We start from the raw sequence: 20,171 nt of genomic DNA, 5'->3' as shown, positions 1-20,171 counted from the left end.
TTGTTTCATAAGCGCCTACCCTATAGCTGGTTTTCTTGTAAAGGATTTTTGTCGACTGAGTTTGCTTTAATTTTATAGTTCATTAGTCCGAGTAGTATCTCCCACTATTTGTGGTGGTAGTTAGTGAAGATACAGCTTGTCTTTTTCTCATTTATCGAGAAAGTTAGCCTCTCCTACTTGCTTGTTTTTGAACTTAAATGTAAATGACCTGTTTTGAAGGTGTACTGCCAAACTAAGTTTCGAGGCTTTGGCGTAACCAATCCGCTATACAGCACTATAGAAAACTGGAGTGGGATTCTAATTCGCCATGGAAAAATTGGCGCGATGTTTTCTATGAAGCTAGCTGCATCTTATTGCTCTAGCTGATCTAACCCATATTAGACTAATTCGATTGGAGCAGCCCTTGCACTCGTCTGCGCATACTATTGCCCCTGCATCGTCAGGTTTTTCAATTAACATCATAAAAACAGAAATCCTCTCCGGCCTTACTGTGGCTCTTGCTCTCGTACCGGAAGCTGTGGCCTTCGCTTTTGTTGCGCAAGTTCACCCACTTGTGGGCCTTTATGCCGCCTTTATTGTTGGAATAATTACAGCGGTGTTCGGTGGGCGTCCGGGAATGATCTCGGGAGCAACGGGTGCCCTTGCCGTTGTTATGGTGTCTTTGGTTGTTCAACACGGTGTGGAATATCTTTTTGCGGCTGTTGTTCTCATGGGCGTTATCCAGATCGTGTTTGGTATCCTGCGCTGGGGTAAGTTTATGCGGCTGGTTCCTCATCCTGTGATGCTTGGTTTTGTAAACGGTTTGGCGATCGTAATATTCCTTGCCCAACTTGGGCAGTTCCAGTTTACCAATGAAGTAACAGGCGCAACTGAATGGCTGGGCGGTCAGGAACTATTCTTGATGCTGGGTTTGGTTGGTCTCACTATGCTTGTTATCTGGGGGCTGCCAAAAGTGACCTCTATTGTGCCTGCGCCACTTGCCGGTATCTTGGTTGTTTCAGTTGTTGTAATTGGCTTTGGACTGGATGTCCGTACTGTTGGCGATATGGCCTCTATTAAGGGTGGCCTACCTGAATTCAGTATCCCAATGGTTCCCTTGAGTTTCGAAACACTGACTATCATTCTGCCGTATTCACTGATTCTAGCTGCGATTGGTCTTATTGAAAGCCTTTTGACGCTCAATCTTGTGTCCGATATGACTGGAAAAAAAGGTGGAAGCTCTCAGGAGTGTGTCGCACAGGGTGCAGCGAATGTCGTGACTGGTTTCTTCGGAGGGATGGGCGGTTGTGCCATGATTGGTCAATCAATGATCAATGTAAAATCTGGTGGGCGAACACGTATAGCAGGTATAGCTGCTTCACTCTTTTTGCTGTCCTTCATTCTGTTTGCATCTGGTTTAATTGAGCAAATTCCGCTGGCTGCTCTTGTTGGCGTAATGTTCATGGTTGTTATCGGAACATTTGCCTGGAATACGTTCAAGATACTACACAAAATCCCTTTGATAGATGCTGTCGTAATTGCATTGGTGACAGCAGTCACTGTGTACTCAGACTTGGCGGTCGCTGTTATTGTTGGAGTTATTGTTTCGGCACTAGCCTATGCATGGAACACCTCCAAAAGAATTAGTGCGCACAAATTCCACAGCGCCGATGGTGCCCTTGTTTATAAACTGGAGGGGCCCCTGTTTTTTGGTAGTGCAACAGGCTTTGCTGAAATCTTTAGTCCTGAGGACGATCCTGAAGAAGTGATCGTCGACTTTATACACTCCCGTGTGGTTGATCATTCTGGCTTACAAGCCATTGATAGTCTGGCATCACGGTACCAGACCGCAGGAAAAAAATTACACCTTCGCCACTTGAGCCCAGATTGTCAGAAGCTCCTTAAGAAGGCTGGTTCAATGGTTGAGCTGGCTGGAGATGAGGATCCGACTTATGGAGTGGCAGTTGACTATACTGGCACTGAGCTAAGCAAAGGCAACGCTCCAGCTTAAAGGTGCTGGCGGTAGGTTAGAAAGTATCTCCGAGAGGTTGTTATTTAACTCTCGGAGGTACTTAGATTGAGCTCTTTGAGCCAATAGCTACCTATATAGCCGTATTAGCAATCTGGCGAAAGAAGACATCAGTAAGCTGAGAGGCGGCAGCTGATGCTGGAACGTGCCCATGCCTTACGGATTCCTCCAAATTAGGTAAAAGGTCTCGTACGTTTTGATTTTCTTTGAACGTAGAAATCAAGTTATCTTGAAGTAGACTCCACATCCAAGCAACTTGCTGCTCTGATCGGCGCTGATCCCATTCTCCCGTGGCTTTCATAGTTTCTTGAAACCTTAGAATTTCTGACCATAGCTCATTCAACCTTAGGTTGTTTAAGCCGGATATGGTCAAAACAGGAGGAGACCAGTTTTTGGAGCGCGGTGCGAGAATGTTCAATGCAGCTCTATACTCGGAGGCAGCTTTTCTTGCGCGTACGTCACCCTCCCCATCTGCTTTATTGATAGCGATAAGATCAGCGACTTCCAAAACGCCTTTCTTTATTCCTTGCAGTTCGTCACCAGCGCCTGGCAGCATTAGAACAAGAAATAAATCAACCATTTGGGCTACTGTTATTTCAGATTGCCCGATGCCAACTGTCTCGACCAAGATTATGTCAAAGCCAGCGGCTTCGCATAGTAACATTGTCTCTCGGGTTTTAGCGGCAACGCCACCTAAGGTTCCAGAGGAGGGAGACGGCCGGATATACGCATTCTTATCGTGGGCTAATTGTGACATGCGGGTCTTGTCCCCCAATATGGAACCACCTTTTCGAGTGGAGGAGGGGTCTACCGCCAAGACTGCGATTTTATAGCCTGCAGCTGTCAAATTGGATCCAAAGCTGTCTATAGTCGTTGATTTTCCAACTCCTGGAACACCAGTAATTCCTATGCGCAACGCCTTACCAGAGTTACCCATTAGAAGAGAGAGAAGCTCTTCCGCCTGTTTTCTGTGATGAGGGTTTTTCGATTCAACGAGTGTGATAGCGCGGGCCAATGCAGACCTGTTTCCTTCTATGATGAGCGTGGCAAGCTCCTTGAGGTCCATTGGTGGCTTGGGGTTCGTCGCTTTCATTACCGGCCTCGTCAAGAAGAAGAAAATTGGATAGAAATTCAGCCATATTGACTTGAAACGCAAGCAGGCCAATAGGATCAATAACAGCCCATCTCCAGAGAACATCAAATAACGGGGTTGGAATTTCAATTTCAAATTGCAATTCCCCATGCAGGTGAGGATAAGTAGTTTGCATTAAGAGCAAGAGATAAAAGCAAAGTGCTTGGGGCTACTAAGCGGAGTGATTAGTTTGCAGGAAATTAGTATTCGCGGGGCTAAAGCAATGAGGCGCAACGCTGAATCGATTGGGGATTCCCAATCAGGTTGATTTGTGATTCACTCCTTTTAGGGAGGAGATCACATGGGCCGGCCACTTTCACTTGATTTACGCCTTCGCTTTAAAAGGCTCATTTTATCCGGGATGAGCGGGCGTGAAGCAGCACGCCGCCTGCTGATCTCTCCAGCATCAGGATCTCGCTTGGCCCGTAAAGTTCGGGAGGGGCAGAGTTTAATCCCGGTCAGGACAGGGCGCCCAAAGGGAGGCGGAAAATTGGAGCCCTACCTCTCCTTCTTGCGCGAGCTGGTCAATCAAGACGGAGATATCACGTTGATGGAGTTATGTGATGCACTTTTCATGGCTGAGGGAGTGAGGGTTCACCATACTTCCGTCTCCAAGGCTTTGCGCCGTCTTGGCTACACCTATAAAAAAAATCGTTGGTGGCAACCGAGCGTGGCAAACTCCATGTACAAAATGCCAGAGATGAATGGCGCCACACCCGTCAGCCTATAATGCGTGATCTGCCTGAGAGACTGGTGTTTCTCGATGAAACCAGTGTTAAAACGAATTTAACCCGGCTGCGAGGCCGAGCCTTTAAAGGGGAACGAGCCCTTGACACAGCGCCGTTTGGACGCTGGCAGAACCAGACCTTTATCGCCGGTTTGACCCACGAGGGACTCATTGCGCCCTGGGTTCTGGACGGGGCCATGAATGGCAAGGCATTCACCACTTATATCACGACACAACTGGCTCCATGCTTGCACCCTAAAACGGTGGTCATTCTGGATAACCTGTCCACACACAAAGTTCCAGAAGCCGCAAGGGCCCTCAGACAAAGCGGGTGTTGGTTCCTTTTTCTGCCGCCCTATTCTCCTGATCTCAATCCTATCGAAATGGCGTTTTCCAAGCTCAAAGCACACCTACGCAGAATGAAAGCCAGAACCTTTGAGACCTTGATAAAGGCTCTGGGTGACATATGCGATCTGTTCACACCCCAAGAGTGTTGGAATTACTTCAAGGCAGCTGGATATGTTTCAGTATAAAGGCTCAAGACTATAACGGTGAGGATGTTGCTGTATTGGCTGCATTGTCCGTTGAAGTATGGATGACAACCTATGCACAAGATGGCGTAAACAAGCTGTATGCTGAATATGCCCTATCTACTTTCACTCCTAAAGCCTTTACTGATTGGTTTGAAAATCCAAATCAAAAGATATTCGTTGCGGAAACAGATGTAGGGGTTGTTGGCTACCTCCGGCTGGATGGGAATGCCACGCTGCCAAGCCATAAAGGCGCGGTATTCATTATCCAAACTCTTTATGTGAAGGAGAGCTTTACAGGTAAAGGGCTCGGCCAGAAACTAATGAAGGAGGCCATCCGATATTGTGCCCAGCAAGGGGGGAGATCTCTTCAACTGCATGTTTTGTATAGTAATAAAAGAGCTATTGCATTTTATGAGAATGTTAAATTTGGAGTGATTGGAGAGACATACTTTGAGCTTGGGGAAGAGCGCCACCTCAATTATGTAATGGAGCGTTTGATAGAAAAGAACCTTCAGCCAAAGCAGGAGAAGGTTCTTTTTCCCGCATATAATTAGGTTACAGCCTGCTGTGGGGGCATGTTTTCTTCATAGCCAAGACGCGAGTTGAGGTCATGTACCAACTCGACTGCTGCTTCTGATATAACTGTACCTGGAGGGAAGATAGCGCTGGCACCGGCAGCGTATAACGCATCATAATCTTGCGGAGGAATGACACCTCCAACAACGATCATTATATCGTCTCTTCCCTCATTTTGTAGGGCCTTTTTCAGAGCAGGGACAAGTGTGAGGTGTCCGGCAGCAAGAGACGATACGCCAACTATGTGCACATCGTTTTCAATAGCTTGACGGGCTGCTTCCTCTGGAGTTGCGAAAAGTGGGCCAATGTCCACGTCGAACCCAAGATCAGCGAAAGCTGAGGCAATGACTTTCTGCCCTCGATCATGGCCATCCTGCCCCATTTTGGCGACAAGAATGCGCGGGCGGCGTCCATCATTTTCTTCAAATTTGGCAATCAGATGATCGAGATTAGTAACACTATCAGACATTGCGCCAACTTCTCTTTTATAGACGCCGGTTATGGATTGAATTTCTGCTCTATGACGGCCAAATGCTTTTTCCATAGCAAGTGAGATTTCGCCAACTGAAGCTAAGGCTCTCGCGGCTTTTACTGAAAGGTCCAGAAGGTTGCCATTCCCGCTACGTGCAGCATTCTCCAATTCTTTTAGTGCTGCTTGTGTCTCTTTTTCATTCCGCTCTTCACGAAGGCGTTTCAGCTTTTCAATTTGTTTTGCACGTACTTCTGCATTGTCAACGTGCAGAACTTCTAACTGCTCTTCTTCTTTAGGGCGAAATTTATTAACGCCAATAACACTCTGGTTTCCGCTATCAATGCGAGCCTGCGTTTTTGCAGCAGCTTCTTCAATTCTTAGTTTTGGTATGCCCTTTTCAATCGCTTTGGCCATACCGCCCAAGCTTTCAATTTCTTCAATATGTTTAAGGGCTTTCGCTGCAAGATCATTCGTCAGACTCTCTACATAATAGGAGCCACCCCATGGATCGATGGTTGCGGTAGTTCCACTTTCTTGCTGCAAGAATAACTGGGTATTTCGGGCAATACGTGCAGAAAAGTCTGTTGGAAGGGCTAGGGCTTCATCTAAGGCGTTGGTGTGCAATGATTGGGTATGCCCTTGTGTTGCCGCCATAGCTTCAACAGTTGTCCGCGTTACATTGTTAAACACATCTTGTGCTGTGAGTGACCAGCCTGAGGTTTGCGAGTGTGTACGTAGCGATAGACTTTTTGGGTTTTGTGGTTGGAAGTTTTCCTGCATGAGTTTTGCCCAGATCAAACGAGCAGCTCGCAGCTTTGCGACTTCCATAAAGAAGTTCATTCCAATGGCCCAGAAGAACGAAAGTCGAGGAGCAAATTGGTCAATATGCATGCCAGCAGCAACACCTGCGCGGGCATATTCGATGCCATCTGCAATCGTAAATGCAAGCTCTAGGTCTGCTGTAGCACCGGCTTCTTGCATATGATAGCCAGAGATTGAAATGGAATTGAATTTCGGCATGTTCTTCGATGTATATTTGAAGATATCCGAAATAATGCGCATAGAAGGAGCTGGTGGATAGATATAGGTATTCCTGACCATAAACTCCTTCAAGATATCGTTCTGAATTGTCCCGGATAGGTGTTCAGCGGAAACGCCTTGCTCTTCAGCAGCCACAATATAGAGCGCAAGCACGGGCAGAACAGCACCGTTCATGGTCATGGAAACGCTCATTTTATCAAGGGGAATCCGGTCAAAGAGCGTACGCATGTCATAGATGCTGTCAATTGCTACACCTGCCATTCCAACATCACCGGCAACCCGGGGGTGATCGCTATCGTAACCACGGTGGGTTGCCAAGTCGAACGCGACCGAAAGGCCTTTTTGCCCAGCAGCTAAATTGCGTCGGTAAAACGCATTGGAGTCTTCGGCAGTAGAAAAGCCCGCATATTGGCGAATGGTCCATGGTCGCTGGACGTACATGGTTGGGTATGGCCCGCGCATGAAGGGTGCAAGGCCCGGCCAAGTATGTAACTGCGGCAAATCGGAGGTATCTTCAGGACCATAGGCTGGCTTGATTGCAATCCCCTCTGGAGTTTCCCAGTGAGAGGGACGGGAACTGTTTGCCTGTAAAGGTTGATCTATTAGATCAAGCTGTGAGAAGTCAGGAAACTGGCTCATATCCGTGCCTCCAATTTGTATTCATCGGATCTGTCAAGTAATGTATAACAGGCTTTTAGCTCCTCCAGAATATTACAACCAGTAAAGATAAACCCATTCAGTTTGGAGGCGTTAGCAGTACTTTCGAGTTCAGAAGGCTTACCTGCAAGAGTTAAACGTAGAATTTCGGTTTTGCCAAACGCTTCAATAACAGACTTCGCCTGTTCTTGGTAAATTGTAGATGAAGAGCAGAGACAAGCCAGTTGGGCTTCGCTCTCGTTAAAGCTGTCTATCATGGCGTCTAAAGAAGAGTAGTGTTCTGCTGGAGTGGCCTCTATGCCACCGGAAGCGTAGAGGTTAGCTGCATAAGTAGCCCGAGCCGTATGGTCGGCAACTCCGCCCAACGTTGCTAAAAATACTTTTGGGGCTTTACCTGTTCTTGCTTTGTAAATATCAGATTTTTGTCTATAAATTTCAAAAGGTTCAGCAATGCGGAAGCTAGGAATTGGTGGGCAAAATTCTACGCTGTCTGTTGAGCTATTGAGATTAATAGTATCTAAGCCTTGGCCCTCGGAGAATGCCTGAGTTAGACGCTTGAAGTTTGCATCGTCTATTTTAAGGTCCAGCGTTGAAGAACCTTTAAGGTATTCAAGTGACACCATTTTTTTAACATCTACAGTTTCGACAGGTTTCTCATGAATATTCGGGAATGCGCTGGTACCTGTGATTATCTGCTTGCCAACGGAGATGCGTTGTCTCTCCAATTGGTCGGCTTCCTGGATTACTCTAGATAACATACCGGTTTTTAGGGCTTCAAGAATGCCACCCGCCTGTTCAATTTGCTTGAAGTAATTCCAAGCTGAATCCGCGAGCTCTTTTGTTCTCGTTTCAACCAGACCAGATCCTGCTGCTGGGTCGCTTACTTGAGCAATGTGACTTTCCTCAAGAAGTATAACCTGAGAGTTGCGCGCAACTCTTCGTGCAAAAGATGTTGGGAGGCCTAAAGCTGCAGTAAATGGCAATGTGCAGACGCTGTCTGCACCTCCCATCCCTGCGGAGAGTGCGGCCACTGTTCCCCTTAGTATATTCACCCATGGATCATATTTGGTCATCATTCTCCAAGAAGATTCCATGTGTAAGTTAAGGTGGTCTTGCTCTAGACCTGAGTGCTTAAGAAGCGAGGACCATAACAAGCGCATAGCGCGTGCCTTGGTTAATGTTGTAAACTGGTCTGCATCTGCACTAAGGACAGCTCCCACTAATTGAGGTAGCTGACTTGATGGAATATTTGCCTGTTCTGCCAAGCGCATATAGTATACGAGGCTGGCGAGTACGATACCAAGTTCTTGTGCTGGCGTTGCTCCGCCATTATGGAAAATACGGCCATCAGCCCTAAAAGCTCGAATTGCAATATCTTGTTCTATCAAGGTCTTGATGAAGTTGATTTGATGCTGTTCAGCAGAGTGAACGTTAAAATTCAGCTTGCCTGTACTGGCGCAAGGTCCAATAACATCAATGGGGCCATTCAAATTTGGGCTTCCAATCAATACATCTTTTCTTCGGGAAGCCTCCAAAAAGAGCGCTGTGGCAGCGTTACCCAAGCGTCCGCTATCGAGTCTAATTTCGATAAGGTCACAGTGAACACCGTCGAATAAACGAGCTATATCATCAATGGTATTTAGGTGAACACCATGTCCTCTAGCTTGGGGAGATGATGGCAGGACCAAATCAATACTAGAAGCGCCTCCTTCCAGATCCTCCAGAATCTGTTTATTCGCCTCCCTTATATCAGGGTGATCACTGCGTTGAGTAATAGACCAAGGGGTTTCTAAATCCCTTAATTGCTGAGGAGGGTGTTGAGAAGTGCTTTCATAGATCGCACGTATGATGCCTTCCGTATCACCCTTCGTGTCGAGGGTTGATACAGCCTTCCCTTTAAGAGCTCGTTGAGCGGCGTCTTCCCAGTCAGAGTAGGTGTTTCCTAAAAATATTTTAGGAATTTCAAGATGATGAGGTCCCATAATTCTTCCTTCCACTCCTCTTATACGTAGTTTCCGCATCACCCTACAAGCTATGCTATTGCACTATTGTTTAGACAGAACTTCGTTTGCAAGTGTACTTGTGGCTAGGGTTTTCCCGCTTTGTGTCGTTAAGTAGAAATTGCAATAGACTTAATTATCTAAAACTTGTCGTAATTGACCCTACGGCACATAAGGCTGTTACTATTGTCTAGAGTTGCTAACTATCAACTGCTTTTCAGACACTCGGAGGACCTTGGGAGATAGTCATCATGAGTTTGTGACGGCTCATCTTTCTTGGCGGAGGTACAAGTGTTGGGACTGAGAAATGCCCCTCTCATACTAACAGGGGTGGTAATCAGATTCCACCGTTTCCTCAATCGGCTGAAGAGATCTAGGTAGTTATTATGGCACCAAAAGATCGAAAAGTCTCGGACGAGAACTCTATACGTCAGAGTGTAGGTGGGTGTTTTCACCCAGTTTCGTCTAACTTATGGACCGGGAAGGCGAGGCAAGATGAACGATACAGCAGATATTGAAGCCAAAGTTCAGGCGATATCGGAGGCACGAGCTGCTAAACCTGTTTTAGATATAGTTGAATCCTATCTTCGTAGGTTGGGTGCATCTCACATCCTCATAACTGGGTTGCCAATGCCTAACCGTACGATTGATAGCTTGGTACATCGATTTCGTTGGCCTGATGAACGCAATGGAGGAGTTGAAAGAACATCTTTGAGTGCGGGCGATAACGCTCTTATGCTTGGCCTTTCCGGCAGCAGGCCTATATTCTGGAATGTAGGGGAAAGCGACGTCAATAACTCAGAGCTGTTTTCTGCAATAGGTGAAGGCGCCAAGGTGATGGTGATTCCGGTTGATGCTTTACACCCGTTTCAGGCCATGGTGGTTGGTGCCGGACATGGAATATCAGCAGTAACCTATGATCTGGCTTCCTTGGAGATTGTATCGGCTGCTGCGTTTAGGCGGCTGTTTGAATTAGGCGTAATTTCGGATCAACGGCCAGGAGATCTGTCAACTCGAGAGAGAAGGGTTCTCGAGCTTACTGCACTGGGTAAAACAGCCCATGAAATTGCTGAATATCTCGAAATATCCCAGAGAACTGTTCACGCGCACCTTCAAAATGCAAGTGCAAAGTTAAACGCTTCCAATAAAACACATACTGTCGTCGAAGCGCTAAGATACGGACAGATCAGGATTTAGTAGGGCTTGAGAAGTTTATCCAGCCTGAACCGGCTTGGAGTCCATGTGTACCAAGATGGGGTAAGTTAACATGTAGAGTGCTAAGTAGTGCCAACTCTTCGTTGTCGGCACTACCACAAGCAGTCTTTCAGTCGGAAAGAGTAGGTTGTGTAATTCAACTAACTCGTACTGCCAGTAGTTGGCTGAGATTAGCTTATCTGGCTTAACCCTGGAATTTTTGCGATGATTGCGTCAACCTTTGACGGGTCAACATTTTCTTTTGCAAATTTGATTGTTTCCTTGGCAACAGCCTGTATCTGTCCCATAGACAGCCCAAGGCTTGTCATTTCATTTAAAGCGGATAGGACGCCTACGGTGCTTGACATTTTACTTGCCAAACCGCCGAACAGACCCGAGCTTTCTTTAGATTCTTCAATAGCAAAAAAGTCTTTTGCCATCGGAAAAGCCTCGAAGAGAGTATCCATGTCTTCTCTGCTGCTATTCTTGGCCATGAAGTTGAGAATAACACCGACTGCTGACTTGGCTTTTTCCTCTTCCAGACCGGTCTTTTCTACAATCCGATCAATCAAACGATGCATATCATTCTCCATAAGCGTTGAGTATCGGGATTGCCACTGGCTATCTCTCTATTGTACTTTTAAGCCAGTTTGTAAAATCTAAGCAATCCAAAGTTCTCAAACTATAATTTATAAATTATGCCCGTATGACTATATTTACAAGCGAGGCATAGAGTTCGTTGATGTTTGAATACCTAGTTAAGGTATCGTGATTTAATATGGAATTAAAGCAATCCCTTATGGTGTGTTTCGCTCGTAGTGGTGGATAAATGCTCCTGCGAGCAAATTGCAATAAAAAAAAGTGATCAAGACTGATTTCACGTGATATTTGCGACTAAAGTGTTGCCGAATAAAGCCACGTGCTTCGTCTTTCAAGCTTTGGAGCTTATGGTTGGCTTGCTAGGCAGCAACAAAATTCAATGATTAAGATTGTGAGAGACTTATGAGCCAAGTTGATAAAGTTCTAGAACGTGCAGATAGAAATTTTGAAGCTAGCTTGAAGCGACTTTTTGAACTTATACGGATCAAGAGTATTTCTACAGATCCGGATTACAAAGATGATTGCCGTACAGCGGCAAACTGGATGGCAAAAGAGCTTTCGGAAATTGGTATTCCCTCTGAAGTTCGCGACACAACAGGCCACCCTATGGTTGTTGGTCACCGTACTGGAGAGAACACATCAGGACCGCACGTATTGTTCTATGGGCATTATGATGTTCAACCCGTGGACCCAATTGATTTGTGGCATGCTGATCCATTTGATCCTCAAATTGTAGAGCGTGAAGACGGCTCAAAAATGATCGTAGCGCGCGGTGCTAATGATGACAAAGGTCAGTTGATGACAATTGTTGAAGCGGCGCGCGCCTGGATCGAAGAAACCGGTGATTTGCCGTTGCCTTTCAGTGTTATGCTGGAAGGAGAAGAGGAGAGTGGCTCTCCTTCTCTGGAGCCCTTCCTAGATGAAAACAAGGAAGAACTGTCCGTCGACTTAGCGCTGGTGTGCGATACAAGTATGTGGGACAAAACGACCCCTGCGATCTCTGTTATGTTGCGAGGCTTGGTTGGCGAAGAAATAACGCTTCGCGGACCGGACAAGGATCTGCACTCTGGAATGTACGGCGGTGCTGCGAGGAATCCTTTGCACGTGCTGAGTGATATGATTGCTGGCCTACGAGATGAAACGGGTCGGGTCACGTTACCGGGGTTTTATGAGGGCGTTGTTGAGACGCCAGACACCGTTAAAAAGATGTGGGAGAACCTGAAGTTCTCCGAGGAGGAATTCCTTGGCGGGATTGGACTTAAAACTGCCGGAGGAGAAAAGGACCGAACAACATTGGAGCAGGTTTGGACACGTCCAACTTGCGATGTGAACGGATTGTGGGGGGGCTACACTGGTGAAGGATTTAAGACGGTAATCCCATCAGAAGCCCATGCCAAAGTGTCGTTCCGCCTTGTTGGGGATCAGGACCCAGAAAAAGTTCGCCAATCGTTCCATGACTATTTGAAATCTAAGACCCCTGAAGACTTTGAGCTTGTCTTACACCCACATGGTGGGGACCGTGCTTTACGCATGGATTTTGACTCACCTGTTTTGCTTAAAGGTCAAAAAGCCCTTCAAGATGAATGGGGTAAAGAGGCAGCTTTGGTTGGCTGTGGTGGGTCTATTCCAATTGTTGGTAGTTTCAAACGAATTCTGAATATGGACTCTCTTCTCATTGGCTTTGGACTTGATGAAGACCAAATTCATTCTCCCAATGAAAAATATGAGCTCAATAGCTATTATCGCGGTATCCGTTCGTGGATCCGTGTTTTCCATGAGCTGTCAAAAGGCTAGTCTAAACGCGCCTAACTAGATGTGCTGGAAAGAGAGTGTTTCCAGCACATAGTCTCTTTTGTTCTTTTGGGAATGGTGAAGTTATGTCTGCAGTTTGTGTTTACTGCGCGTCCAGTTTTGGTCTTCGCAAGGAATTTGGTGAAATTGCTTTTGAAACAGGTAGATCAATTGCCAAGTCAGGGCAAACACTTGTGTATGGCGGAGCAAATGTCGGGTTGATGGGTTTGGTAGCCGATGGAGCCTTGAGCGAAGATGGACAGGTTATTGGTGTTTTGCCTGAAGCGCTTTCGGAGAAAGAGATTGCTCATACTGGATTGAGCAAACTGCATATTGTTGGCTCAATGCATGAGAGAAAAGCGCTGATGAATGACTTATCAGACGCATTTATCTCGTTACCTGGTGGTGCGGGTACCATGGAAGAAATGTTTGAAATGTGGACTTGGGCGCAGCTCGGGTATCACAACAAGCCAAGCGGGCTCCTGAACATTGCTGGCTACTACGATCATTTGATTGCCTTTCTGGATCAAATGGTTCAAGCAGAGCTGATTAAGCCGGAAATGCGAGAAATTCTGATTGTAGAAACTGATCCAACTCGGCTGCTGGATCGATTTAGAGATTATGTACCTCCGAAGGTGCACAAATGGATCAAAAAAGGGGAAACCTGATTTCTCCTTTATCTCTCTAATGCTTTGAAGAGTTGGGATAATATTACCCCATTATACTTCTAAGAATTCATGTAAGCCTTGGCAGACCTTCCAGATTGTGAAGAACTGCTTTGGGAGGAAGGTCTGCGTATTCATCCGGCATTTGGCTTCTGTTAATCCAGACTGTTCTCATTCCAAATTTAGTAGCGCCAGCCACATCCCACCTGTTGGAGGACTGGAAGGAGACGGCTTCCGGGTAGAGACGGAAATGCGTTGTAACCATTTCGTAAACGTCAGGAGAAGCTTTGTAGGTACGAATGGTATCTACAGAGAAAATTTCATCCAGATAATCAGAGATACCAGCGGCATTTGCTGCAGCCTCCAGCATTTGCGGAGAACCATTTGAAAGAATGGCGAGGCGCGCCCCATTTTCTTTCAAAGTTTTGAGAACGTGTGGGACCTCGGGGTAACAGTCCAGTTTCCAATAGGAATCTAAAAGCGTCTGACGTTGGGACTTATCAGCGCTTGGTACGAGTGCAAAAGCGGTGTCCAGCGCCTCTTCAGTTAGTTGCCAAAAGTTTTTATATTGACCCATAAGGGCTCTAACCCAAGAATATTCCAGTTGCTTTTCTCTCCAAATGGAAGAAAACCGTGCGGCGTCCGGTCCCATCTCGGGTGCATGCCGTCTTACTGCTGCATGCACATCAAATAGTGTGCCATAAGCATCGAATACATAAACGGAGTGGTGCATGGTTATCTCCAGACAGAGTTTAAACAGGCAGGCTTAAAACCTCTGGCTCATTTCTGGTCAAGTCGTTGCAGCCCATTTTAGGTGCTCAAAGATAATAGTTGCACAATAATTTCCTTTAGCAAGCTGATTTAGCTCAATAATTGAGGGAAAATTGGTCATGGACTACCAAAAGTTACAGAACTCTCAGCGGGATGAGGGGACGGTTAGGTTAAAAGGTGCGTGAGAATCGGTGGACTTTATCCGTAGTTTTTTATTTGTCTCCCGTTGAATTTACAAAAATTATTTTAGTCTCGGTATAAACTTGCTAAATTCTGTAGATTTAACGGAACAGATTGTGAACATTTTATGATATAAGTCAATTTATTGCGGAAATTTTCTTTATCGACTGAATAGGTTGACCAAAGCGCCGTTTCATTTTGAAATCTGCCCAATAGAGTAAAAACAATAAACACAATAAGTATGAGCTTGGGAGGCAGTATGGCGGAGTATTCCAAAACCTGGACGTGGTTTGATGGACAGTGGCTGGAAGGAAATCCTTCTCTTTGGGGACCTAGAACCCATGCGAGTTGGTTGGGTTCCAGCGTCTTTGACGGGGCTAGAGGGTTCGATGGTATGATGCCGGACATTGCGCTTCATAGCAGTAGAGTAAACGATTCAGCCGTGGCCTTGGGTATGAAACCAACCATGCGAACCGAGGAAATCGTTGAGCTCTCGCGTGAAGGGATGCGTAAGTTTGGAGGGGATGAGGCGGTTTATATCCGCCCTATGTATTGGGCGGAGGCAGATGGTTCGCAGGTTATAAACCCTGACCCTGATTCCACTCGGTTTTTGTTGTGCTTATTCGAAGCTCCGCTCCCCCCGAAAGACAAAAGTTCGAGCCTGACACTCTCTCCATTTCGAAGACCAACAATGGAGATCATGCCTGTAAATGCGAAGGCGGGTTGTCTTTATCCAAATAATGCCAGAGCCGCTGTGGAGGCGACGGGACGCGGTTTTGATAATGCGCTGGTGAAGGACATGCTTGGCAACATTGCGGAGCTGACCACAGCCAACGTCTTTATGGTGAAAGACGGTGAAGTATTTACACCATTTTGGAATGGAACATTTTTGAACGGAATTACGCGCCAGCGCATCATTAAACTACTGACAGAGCAGAACATAAAGGTTCATGAGGCAACGTTGAGCTATGACGATTTTTATGGAGCCGACGAGATTTTCTCTACTGGAAACTATGCGAAAGTAGGTCCAGTGAACCGGCTGGATGACCGAGTGTTGAAAGTGGGGGAGATAACCAATCTAGCACGCTCGCTCTATTGGGAGTTTGCCCATGAGAAAGCTGAGAGATACTGATTACTCTCAGTGCATTAGGACAAGATGATGAGAGGGCCTGCAGTCTTTTAGCCATAGGGCGTGTCTACCGGTATTTCCTTTCGGATACATGCTCTGAGTGAGCGGTGGAAGGCCGTTATCCCCCTTTTCAGACGATGACAGGTGAGGCTTCTTCTCCTTTCTAACCGCCTGCGTAATTACCTATGACCCTCTGCTGGTAAATCCATTAGAATTAGGTAGTGATTTGGAGACTCTAATTCCTAAAAGGTTGTTAAGGAAAGGGGCTGGGACTGCGAATTGGCGAGGTTCGACCTCTAAGAACTGGCAAAGATGCCGAGGTCAGACTGGCTGTGGTGGAAAGAAAAAACGTAATTTTTGAAGTGCTTTAAGGTCTTGGGGGAGGGGATGTTTACAGTCGCTAAAGCTCGGGTTTTACTGGAACTTAAATCTCTTGGAACTAAAAAGTAAGAAAAATATTTGTAAATTGGCAAAAAGGGCATTGCAGCTATAGGCAAACACACCTATCTTGCACCATACGTTGCAGGGAAAAGACTGGATTTACCGTGCAACAACCCCATTTCTATACTCCCTTAGGAGGGCCAAAATGTCTTTTACTCTTGAAGATCTGCCATATGCCTATGACGCGCTGGCACCATATATGTCCGCCGAAACTCTTGAATTTCACCATGATAAGCATCATCAAGCATATGTAACCAATGGTAACAAGTTGCTGGAAGGCTCTGGTCTTGAGGGCAAAACCCTCGAAGAGATTGTAAAAGAGAGCTATGGCAAAAACCCTGGCCTGTTTAACAATGCTGGCCAGCACCTGAACCACTTGCACTTCTGGAAATGGATGAAGCCAAATGGTGGCGGTAAATCCCTTCCAGGTCTTGTTGCCAAGAAAATTGATGAGGACTTGGGCGGCTTTGACAAGTTCCGTGCTGATTTCATTAACGCTGGCCTTACGCAGTTTGGTTCTGGTTGGGCATGGCTTGCGGTTAAAGATGGCAAGTTGGAAGTGATGAAAACACCAAACGGCGAAAACCCGTTGGTGCATGGTGGTATTCCTGTTCTGGGTTGTGATGTTTGGGAGCACTCCTACTACATCGATTACCGTAATGCGCGTCCAAAGTATTTGGAAGCATTCGTCGATAATCTGGTGAACTGGGAATACGTTGAAGAGCTTCTTTCTAAAGCACTTTAATAGACAGCTCTTTACTAGAGGTTATGAAAAGGCGGCCCAATGGTCGCCTTTTTTGTGTCTTTAAAAGAGATACTATTCTAAAGCGCTGAGATGTTTTACTGAAACATCTTAGCGCTTTAACCTATTGCATAAACACGTATTGTTACTCGAGAACTGGTATCGCTTTTCGGCGATACATTCGCGTGCCTCTATCCAAAAAGAGGTCTTTGGCGGCCTAAATGGCAGCGGGATGTAATAATCTGGTCCAGATATCCGTTCATCAGGTACAAAAAGGCTTCGCACATGCCTTGAGAGGAAAAGCAAGCCTCTGTGGAGACCATATAGGAAGGCTCTGCCGTTAGAACACGCCCGGCGACATTTGCCTGCCAGACATTTTCCGGTCCAAGCTCGGAAGAGGCTATTCGGCAATCATATTGAGTTCCGTTTACTCTTGGAATTACATGCCCTCTTACGGGAATAAGCCGTTGTTCAAGGTAGTTTGTACTGGGGGGGCGGGCACAGGCAGCAACGACCAGTATCCCGCACAGTAATGCGAAACCGCGATTTCCTATCATTTTTATTATCTCGCAGATGAGAGCGTTTTTTATAGCAGCTAGGGATTATCTGGCCGATTAGAACAGGCTGGCATAGCCTCTCTGGCAAGTGGCTGAGAGTGTGTAGTCTAGATATCCGCGCATGAAATACAGGTATCTTTGGCACATATTAGCGGACTGAAAGCAGGCTACGCTGGAAATGGGGCGGGAGGGATCATAGAAGCGGCCACTTACAAATGCTTGATATACATTTGGTTTTCCATCTTCAGCAATTCGAATTTTACAATCGTATTGAGTGCCGCTCACTTTAGGGCGAGAATGCATGTCATTGGGAATAAGGAAGTTGAAAGGGTAGCGAGCGTTTTGAACAAGCTCAGCTTTTGCTGTGAAAGCTGGAAATAGAAACGAGGCGGCCAAGCAAATGGCAAAGAAGATCCGCATTTTAACTCCCCCGAGGCCGGTTAATAAGTCCCACCCCTCCCACAAGCCTTGGTCTTGTTTTTTTTACCTGCGAAAGGGGCGGGAACCTCCGGCGGTTTTCGCCTCCGGCTCTTTGTTCTGTTTGATTTAGTTCTACAGGAGAAAGGAAAAGAAACTCCCTAACAGGAGAGCAGCAGTTTGCATCACGGTTAAGGCAAACTTTCAAACAATTTTCCATAAATGTCGGGGGGAGCTCAAATGGTGAGCCAAATAAAAACCGGAGGCACTCTATGCACCTCCGTTAATAATCTTAGATACTACAGTTATTTAGGCTGGCTTTATTAGCTGACTGCTTTTTGAAGTGCGAAGGAATAAACCAGAGCGACTTCCTTCAAACGATCAAATCTGCCGGAAGCTCCGCCGTGTCCTGCGTCCATATTGGTGCGCAGCATGATGAGGTTATCCCCTTTGGCCTTTTCCCGCAATTTGGCTACCCATTTGGCGGGCTCCCAGTAGGTGACGCGTGGGTCTGTGAGGCCGCCCAGAGCGAAAATTTTCGGGTAGTCCTGCACGGTTACATTGTCTATCGGCGAGTAGCTGGCAATGTAGCTGTAAGCGTCTTTGCTGGTGATAGGATTACCCCATTCCGGCCATTCCGGCGGGGTCAGCGGGAGAGTGTCATCGAGCATTGTGGTGAGCACATCCACGAAAGGAACCTCTGCAATTATCCCCGCAAAGTTCTGTGGGGCCATATTGGCAACCGCCCCCATGAGCATGCCACCGGCAGAGCCACCTTGAGCCACGATAGCGCCATGATTTGTATAGGATTTTTCCACCAAATGGACACTTGCGGCAATGAAGTCCGAAAATGTGTTCTTTTTGTACTCTCGCCGACCGGCTTTGTACCACGCAAACCCTTTTTCCTTGCCGCCGCGAATGTGGGCGATGGCATAGACGAAACCACGGTCAACCAGTGACAGGGCGTTAGTGGAAAAACTTGCCGGAATTGAAATGCCGTAGGAGCCGTATCCATAAAGAAGGCACGGTGCTGATCCGTCCAGCGTGGTGGATTTGTGATGCAATACCGTGATGGGCACTAGAGCGCCATCATGGGAGGGGGCATGAAGGCGGCGGGTGACATAATCCTCAATGTTGTGGCCGGAAGGCACTTCCTGAGTTTTGCGCAGGTCACGCTTGCGGCTTTCCATGTCATAGTCGAACGTTTGCGACGGGGTTGTCATGGAGGAGTAGGTGAACCGGATCAAGGTTGTGTCGAACTCGTAACCGCCGGACAGGCCAAGGCTGTAAGCTTCCTCGTCGAATGCGATGGAGTGCTCTTGTCCGTCGCTCAAGCGGTGCACCACAATGCGTGGCAGGCCGTCTTCGCGTTCTAGACGCACCATGTGGTTGCGGTAGGCGGTCATGGACAGGATAAGGCATCCCGAACGGTGGGGGACAAGATCGGCCCAGTCTTCACGGCCTGACTTTTCAAGTTGCTCTTTCAAGGAGACCTGAGCAATTCGGAAGTCCTCGGCGTTGTCAGCGTTGGTGAGGATGAGGAGGGTATCACCCGTATCATCTACGGAATACTCCACACCGGTTTCACGCTGGGCTATGAGGATCGGGTCGCTGAGAGGTGCGCTGGCATCAATTAGGTGAACCTCGGAGGTTTCATGGTCATGAATGTCTATGGTGATGTAACGGCCCGACTGGCTGCGGCCAACACCCATGAAGAAACCCGCATCTTTTTCTTCATAGACCAGTACATCCTCGCTGATGGGCGTACCAATTTTGTGGCGGAACAGCTTTGAGGGGCGATGGTTGGAATCCATCTGTACATAGAACATATAGGTGCCGCAGGCAGACCAGACGCCGCCGCCGCTGGTATCGGGGATGATCTCTCCCAGATCTTTTCCGCTGGCAATATCGCGAATGCGCAGGCCGAAATATTCAGATCCCTTGTCGTCTGCTGCCCATGCCAAGCGGGTGTGGTCGTCTGAATGGGAGGCTCCGGCTATGCGGAAATAGGCCTTGCCTTCGGCCTCTTTGTCTCCATCGAGCAAAATTTCCTCAGATGCATCGCTGCTTTGTGCATCGGTTCTATAAAACTTGGGATGCTGACCGCCTTCAACATAGCGCAGGCCATAGGCATAAGGGCCATCGCGAGAGGGGACAGAGCTGTCATCCTCTTTGATGCGGCCCTTCATTTCCGCAAATAAAACCTCTTGCAGCTCCTGCGTATCGGCCATCTGCGCGTTGGTGTAATCGTTCTCCGCTGTCAGGTAAGAGCGAATATCCTCGGCCAGTACACCGGGATCCTTCATGACCTCTTGCCAGTTGTCCGCACGCAGCCAGGCATAGTTGTCCGTTCGCTCGATCCCGTGCTGGGTTAGAACTTCAGGACGCTTCTCGGCAAAGGGGGCTCTTTCAGAACTCATTGGGATTCCCGTGGTTTGTTGTCTTTGAAATGAAATTTAGGATGTTTCCACTCGAATTACCAGCGCTGGAGGCTATCCCAATGGGAAACTTAACTATCCTTTTTAGGGGGAAGTGGAT

The 20,171-nt window shown here is 47.2% G+C and carries 16 protein-coding genes; 8 read left to right on the top strand and 8 right to left on the bottom strand.

What is annotated here, in order from left to right:
• Positions 1–403: 403 nt before the first annotated feature.
• Positions 404–1,990 carry a SulP family inorganic anion transporter gene (locus P6574_RS13570; protein WP_310620804.1) on the top strand — a complete coding sequence of 529 codons (1,587 nt, stop codon included), beginning with the start codon at positions 404–406 and terminating at the stop codon, positions 1,988–1,990.
• Positions 1,991–2,081: 91 nt separating this feature from the next.
• Here the strand turns inward: P6574_RS13570 and meaB are convergent, their stop codons facing one another.
• The gene (meaB, locus tag P6574_RS13565; RefSeq protein WP_310620803.1) at positions 2,082–3,101 is read right to left on the bottom strand and encodes a methylmalonyl Co-A mutase-associated GTPase MeaB; all 1,020 of its coding nucleotides are present in this window, start codon (positions 3,099–3,101) and stop codon (positions 2,082–2,084) included.
• Positions 3,102–3,441: 340 nt separating this feature from the next.
• Here meaB and P6574_RS13560 point away from each other — a divergent pair.
• Positions 3,442–4,400 (top strand): IS630 family transposase gene (locus P6574_RS13560; RefSeq protein WP_310619020.1). Its coding sequence is split into 2 segments (ribosomal slippage): positions 3,442–3,783 and positions 3,786–4,400, totalling 957 coding nucleotides; the frame shifts between segments, so codons are not numbered across the junction.
• Positions 4,361–4,954, top strand: coding sequence for a GNAT family N-acetyltransferase (locus tag P6574_RS13555; RefSeq protein WP_310620802.1), 594 nt, complete (start codon positions 4,361–4,363; stop codon positions 4,952–4,954). The genes P6574_RS13560 and P6574_RS13555 overlap by 40 nt, the downstream gene beginning before the upstream one ends.
• On the opposite strand, the gene scpA is transcribed toward P6574_RS13555, so the two are convergent.
• Positions 4,951–7,128, bottom strand: coding sequence for a methylmalonyl-CoA mutase (gene scpA / locus P6574_RS13550; protein WP_310620801.1), 2,178 nt, complete (start codon positions 7,126–7,128; stop codon positions 4,951–4,953). The two genes, P6574_RS13555 and scpA, sit on opposite strands and share 4 nt — an antisense overlap.
• Positions 7,125–9,128, bottom strand: coding sequence for a methylmalonyl-CoA mutase family protein (locus P6574_RS13545; RefSeq protein WP_310620800.1), 2,004 nt, complete (start codon positions 9,126–9,128; stop codon positions 7,125–7,127). Before P6574_RS13545 ends, scpA begins: the two co-directional genes overlap by 4 nt.
• Before the next feature lie 513 nt (positions 9,129–9,641).
• Between P6574_RS13545 and P6574_RS13540 the strand changes: the two genes are divergently transcribed.
• Positions 9,642–10,343: a LuxR C-terminal-related transcriptional regulator gene (locus tag P6574_RS13540; protein ID WP_310620799.1), complete on the top strand. Its 702-nt coding sequence runs from the start codon at positions 9,642–9,644 to the stop codon at positions 10,341–10,343.
• A gap of 188 nt (positions 10,344–10,531) precedes the next feature.
• Here P6574_RS13540 and P6574_RS13535 read toward each other — a convergent pair whose 3' ends face one another.
• Positions 10,532–10,921, bottom strand: coding sequence for a hypothetical protein (locus P6574_RS13535; protein WP_310620798.1), 390 nt, complete (start codon positions 10,919–10,921; stop codon positions 10,532–10,534).
• Between the two features lie 421 nt (positions 10,922–11,342).
• Here P6574_RS13535 and P6574_RS13530 point away from each other — a divergent pair, with 421 nt between their 5' ends.
• Together P6574_RS13530 and P6574_RS13525 are read left to right on the top strand one after the other, a co-directional pair.
• Positions 11,343–12,734, top strand: coding sequence for a dipeptidase (locus P6574_RS13530; RefSeq protein WP_310620797.1), 1,392 nt, complete (start codon positions 11,343–11,345; stop codon positions 12,732–12,734).
• An 83-nt stretch (positions 12,735–12,817) separates the two neighbouring features.
• Positions 12,818–13,399 carry an LOG family protein gene (locus tag P6574_RS13525; RefSeq protein ID WP_310620796.1) on the top strand — a complete coding sequence of 194 codons (582 nt, stop codon included), beginning with the start codon at positions 12,818–12,820 and terminating at the stop codon, positions 13,397–13,399.
• Positions 13,400–13,466: 67 nt separating this feature from the next.
• Here the strand turns inward: P6574_RS13525 and P6574_RS13520 are convergent, their stop codons facing one another.
• A complete protein-coding gene (locus P6574_RS13520) occupies positions 13,467–14,129 on the bottom strand; it encodes a haloacid dehalogenase type II (RefSeq protein WP_310620795.1) in 663 nt (220 codons plus the stop codon).
• Positions 14,130–14,606: 477 nt separating this feature from the next.
• On the opposite strand from P6574_RS13520, the gene P6574_RS13515 reads away from it, so the two are divergent.
• Both P6574_RS13515 and P6574_RS13510 read left to right on the top strand, forming a co-directional pair.
• Entirely contained in the window at positions 14,607–15,479 is an 873-nt protein-coding gene (locus P6574_RS13515) for a branched-chain amino acid aminotransferase (RefSeq protein ID WP_310620794.1), read from the top strand.
• A 583-nt stretch (positions 15,480–16,062) separates the two neighbouring features.
• Positions 16,063–16,662: a superoxide dismutase gene (locus tag P6574_RS13510; RefSeq protein ID WP_310620793.1), complete on the top strand. Its 600-nt coding sequence runs from the start codon at positions 16,063–16,065 to the stop codon at positions 16,660–16,662.
• Between the two features lie 188 nt (positions 16,663–16,850).
• On the opposite strand, the gene P6574_RS13505 is transcribed toward P6574_RS13510, so the two are convergent.
• From P6574_RS13505 to P6574_RS13495, 3 genes are all read right to left on the bottom strand, one after another.
• Positions 16,851–17,216: a hypothetical protein gene (locus tag P6574_RS13505; RefSeq protein WP_310620792.1), complete on the bottom strand. Its 366-nt coding sequence runs from the start codon at positions 17,214–17,216 to the stop codon at positions 16,851–16,853.
• Between the two features lie 57 nt (positions 17,217–17,273).
• On the bottom strand, positions 17,274–17,636 hold the full coding sequence (locus P6574_RS13500) for a hypothetical protein (RefSeq protein ID WP_310620791.1): 363 nt from the start codon (positions 17,634–17,636) through the stop codon (positions 17,274–17,276).
• A 320-nt stretch (positions 17,637–17,956) separates the two neighbouring features.
• Positions 17,957–20,053, bottom strand: coding sequence for a S9 family peptidase (locus tag P6574_RS13495; protein WP_310620790.1), 2,097 nt, complete (start codon positions 20,051–20,053; stop codon positions 17,957–17,959).
• Positions 20,054–20,171: the final 118 nt, after the last annotated feature.

This window comes from Pseudovibrio sp. M1P-2-3 (assembly GCF_031501865.1).
GTDB classification, from domain to species: Bacteria; Pseudomonadota; Alphaproteobacteria; order Rhizobiales; family Stappiaceae; genus Pseudovibrio; species Pseudovibrio corallicola.
Note: the sequence above shows the minus strand (reverse complement) of the source record. Positions and strands in the feature narration are given on the sequence as shown.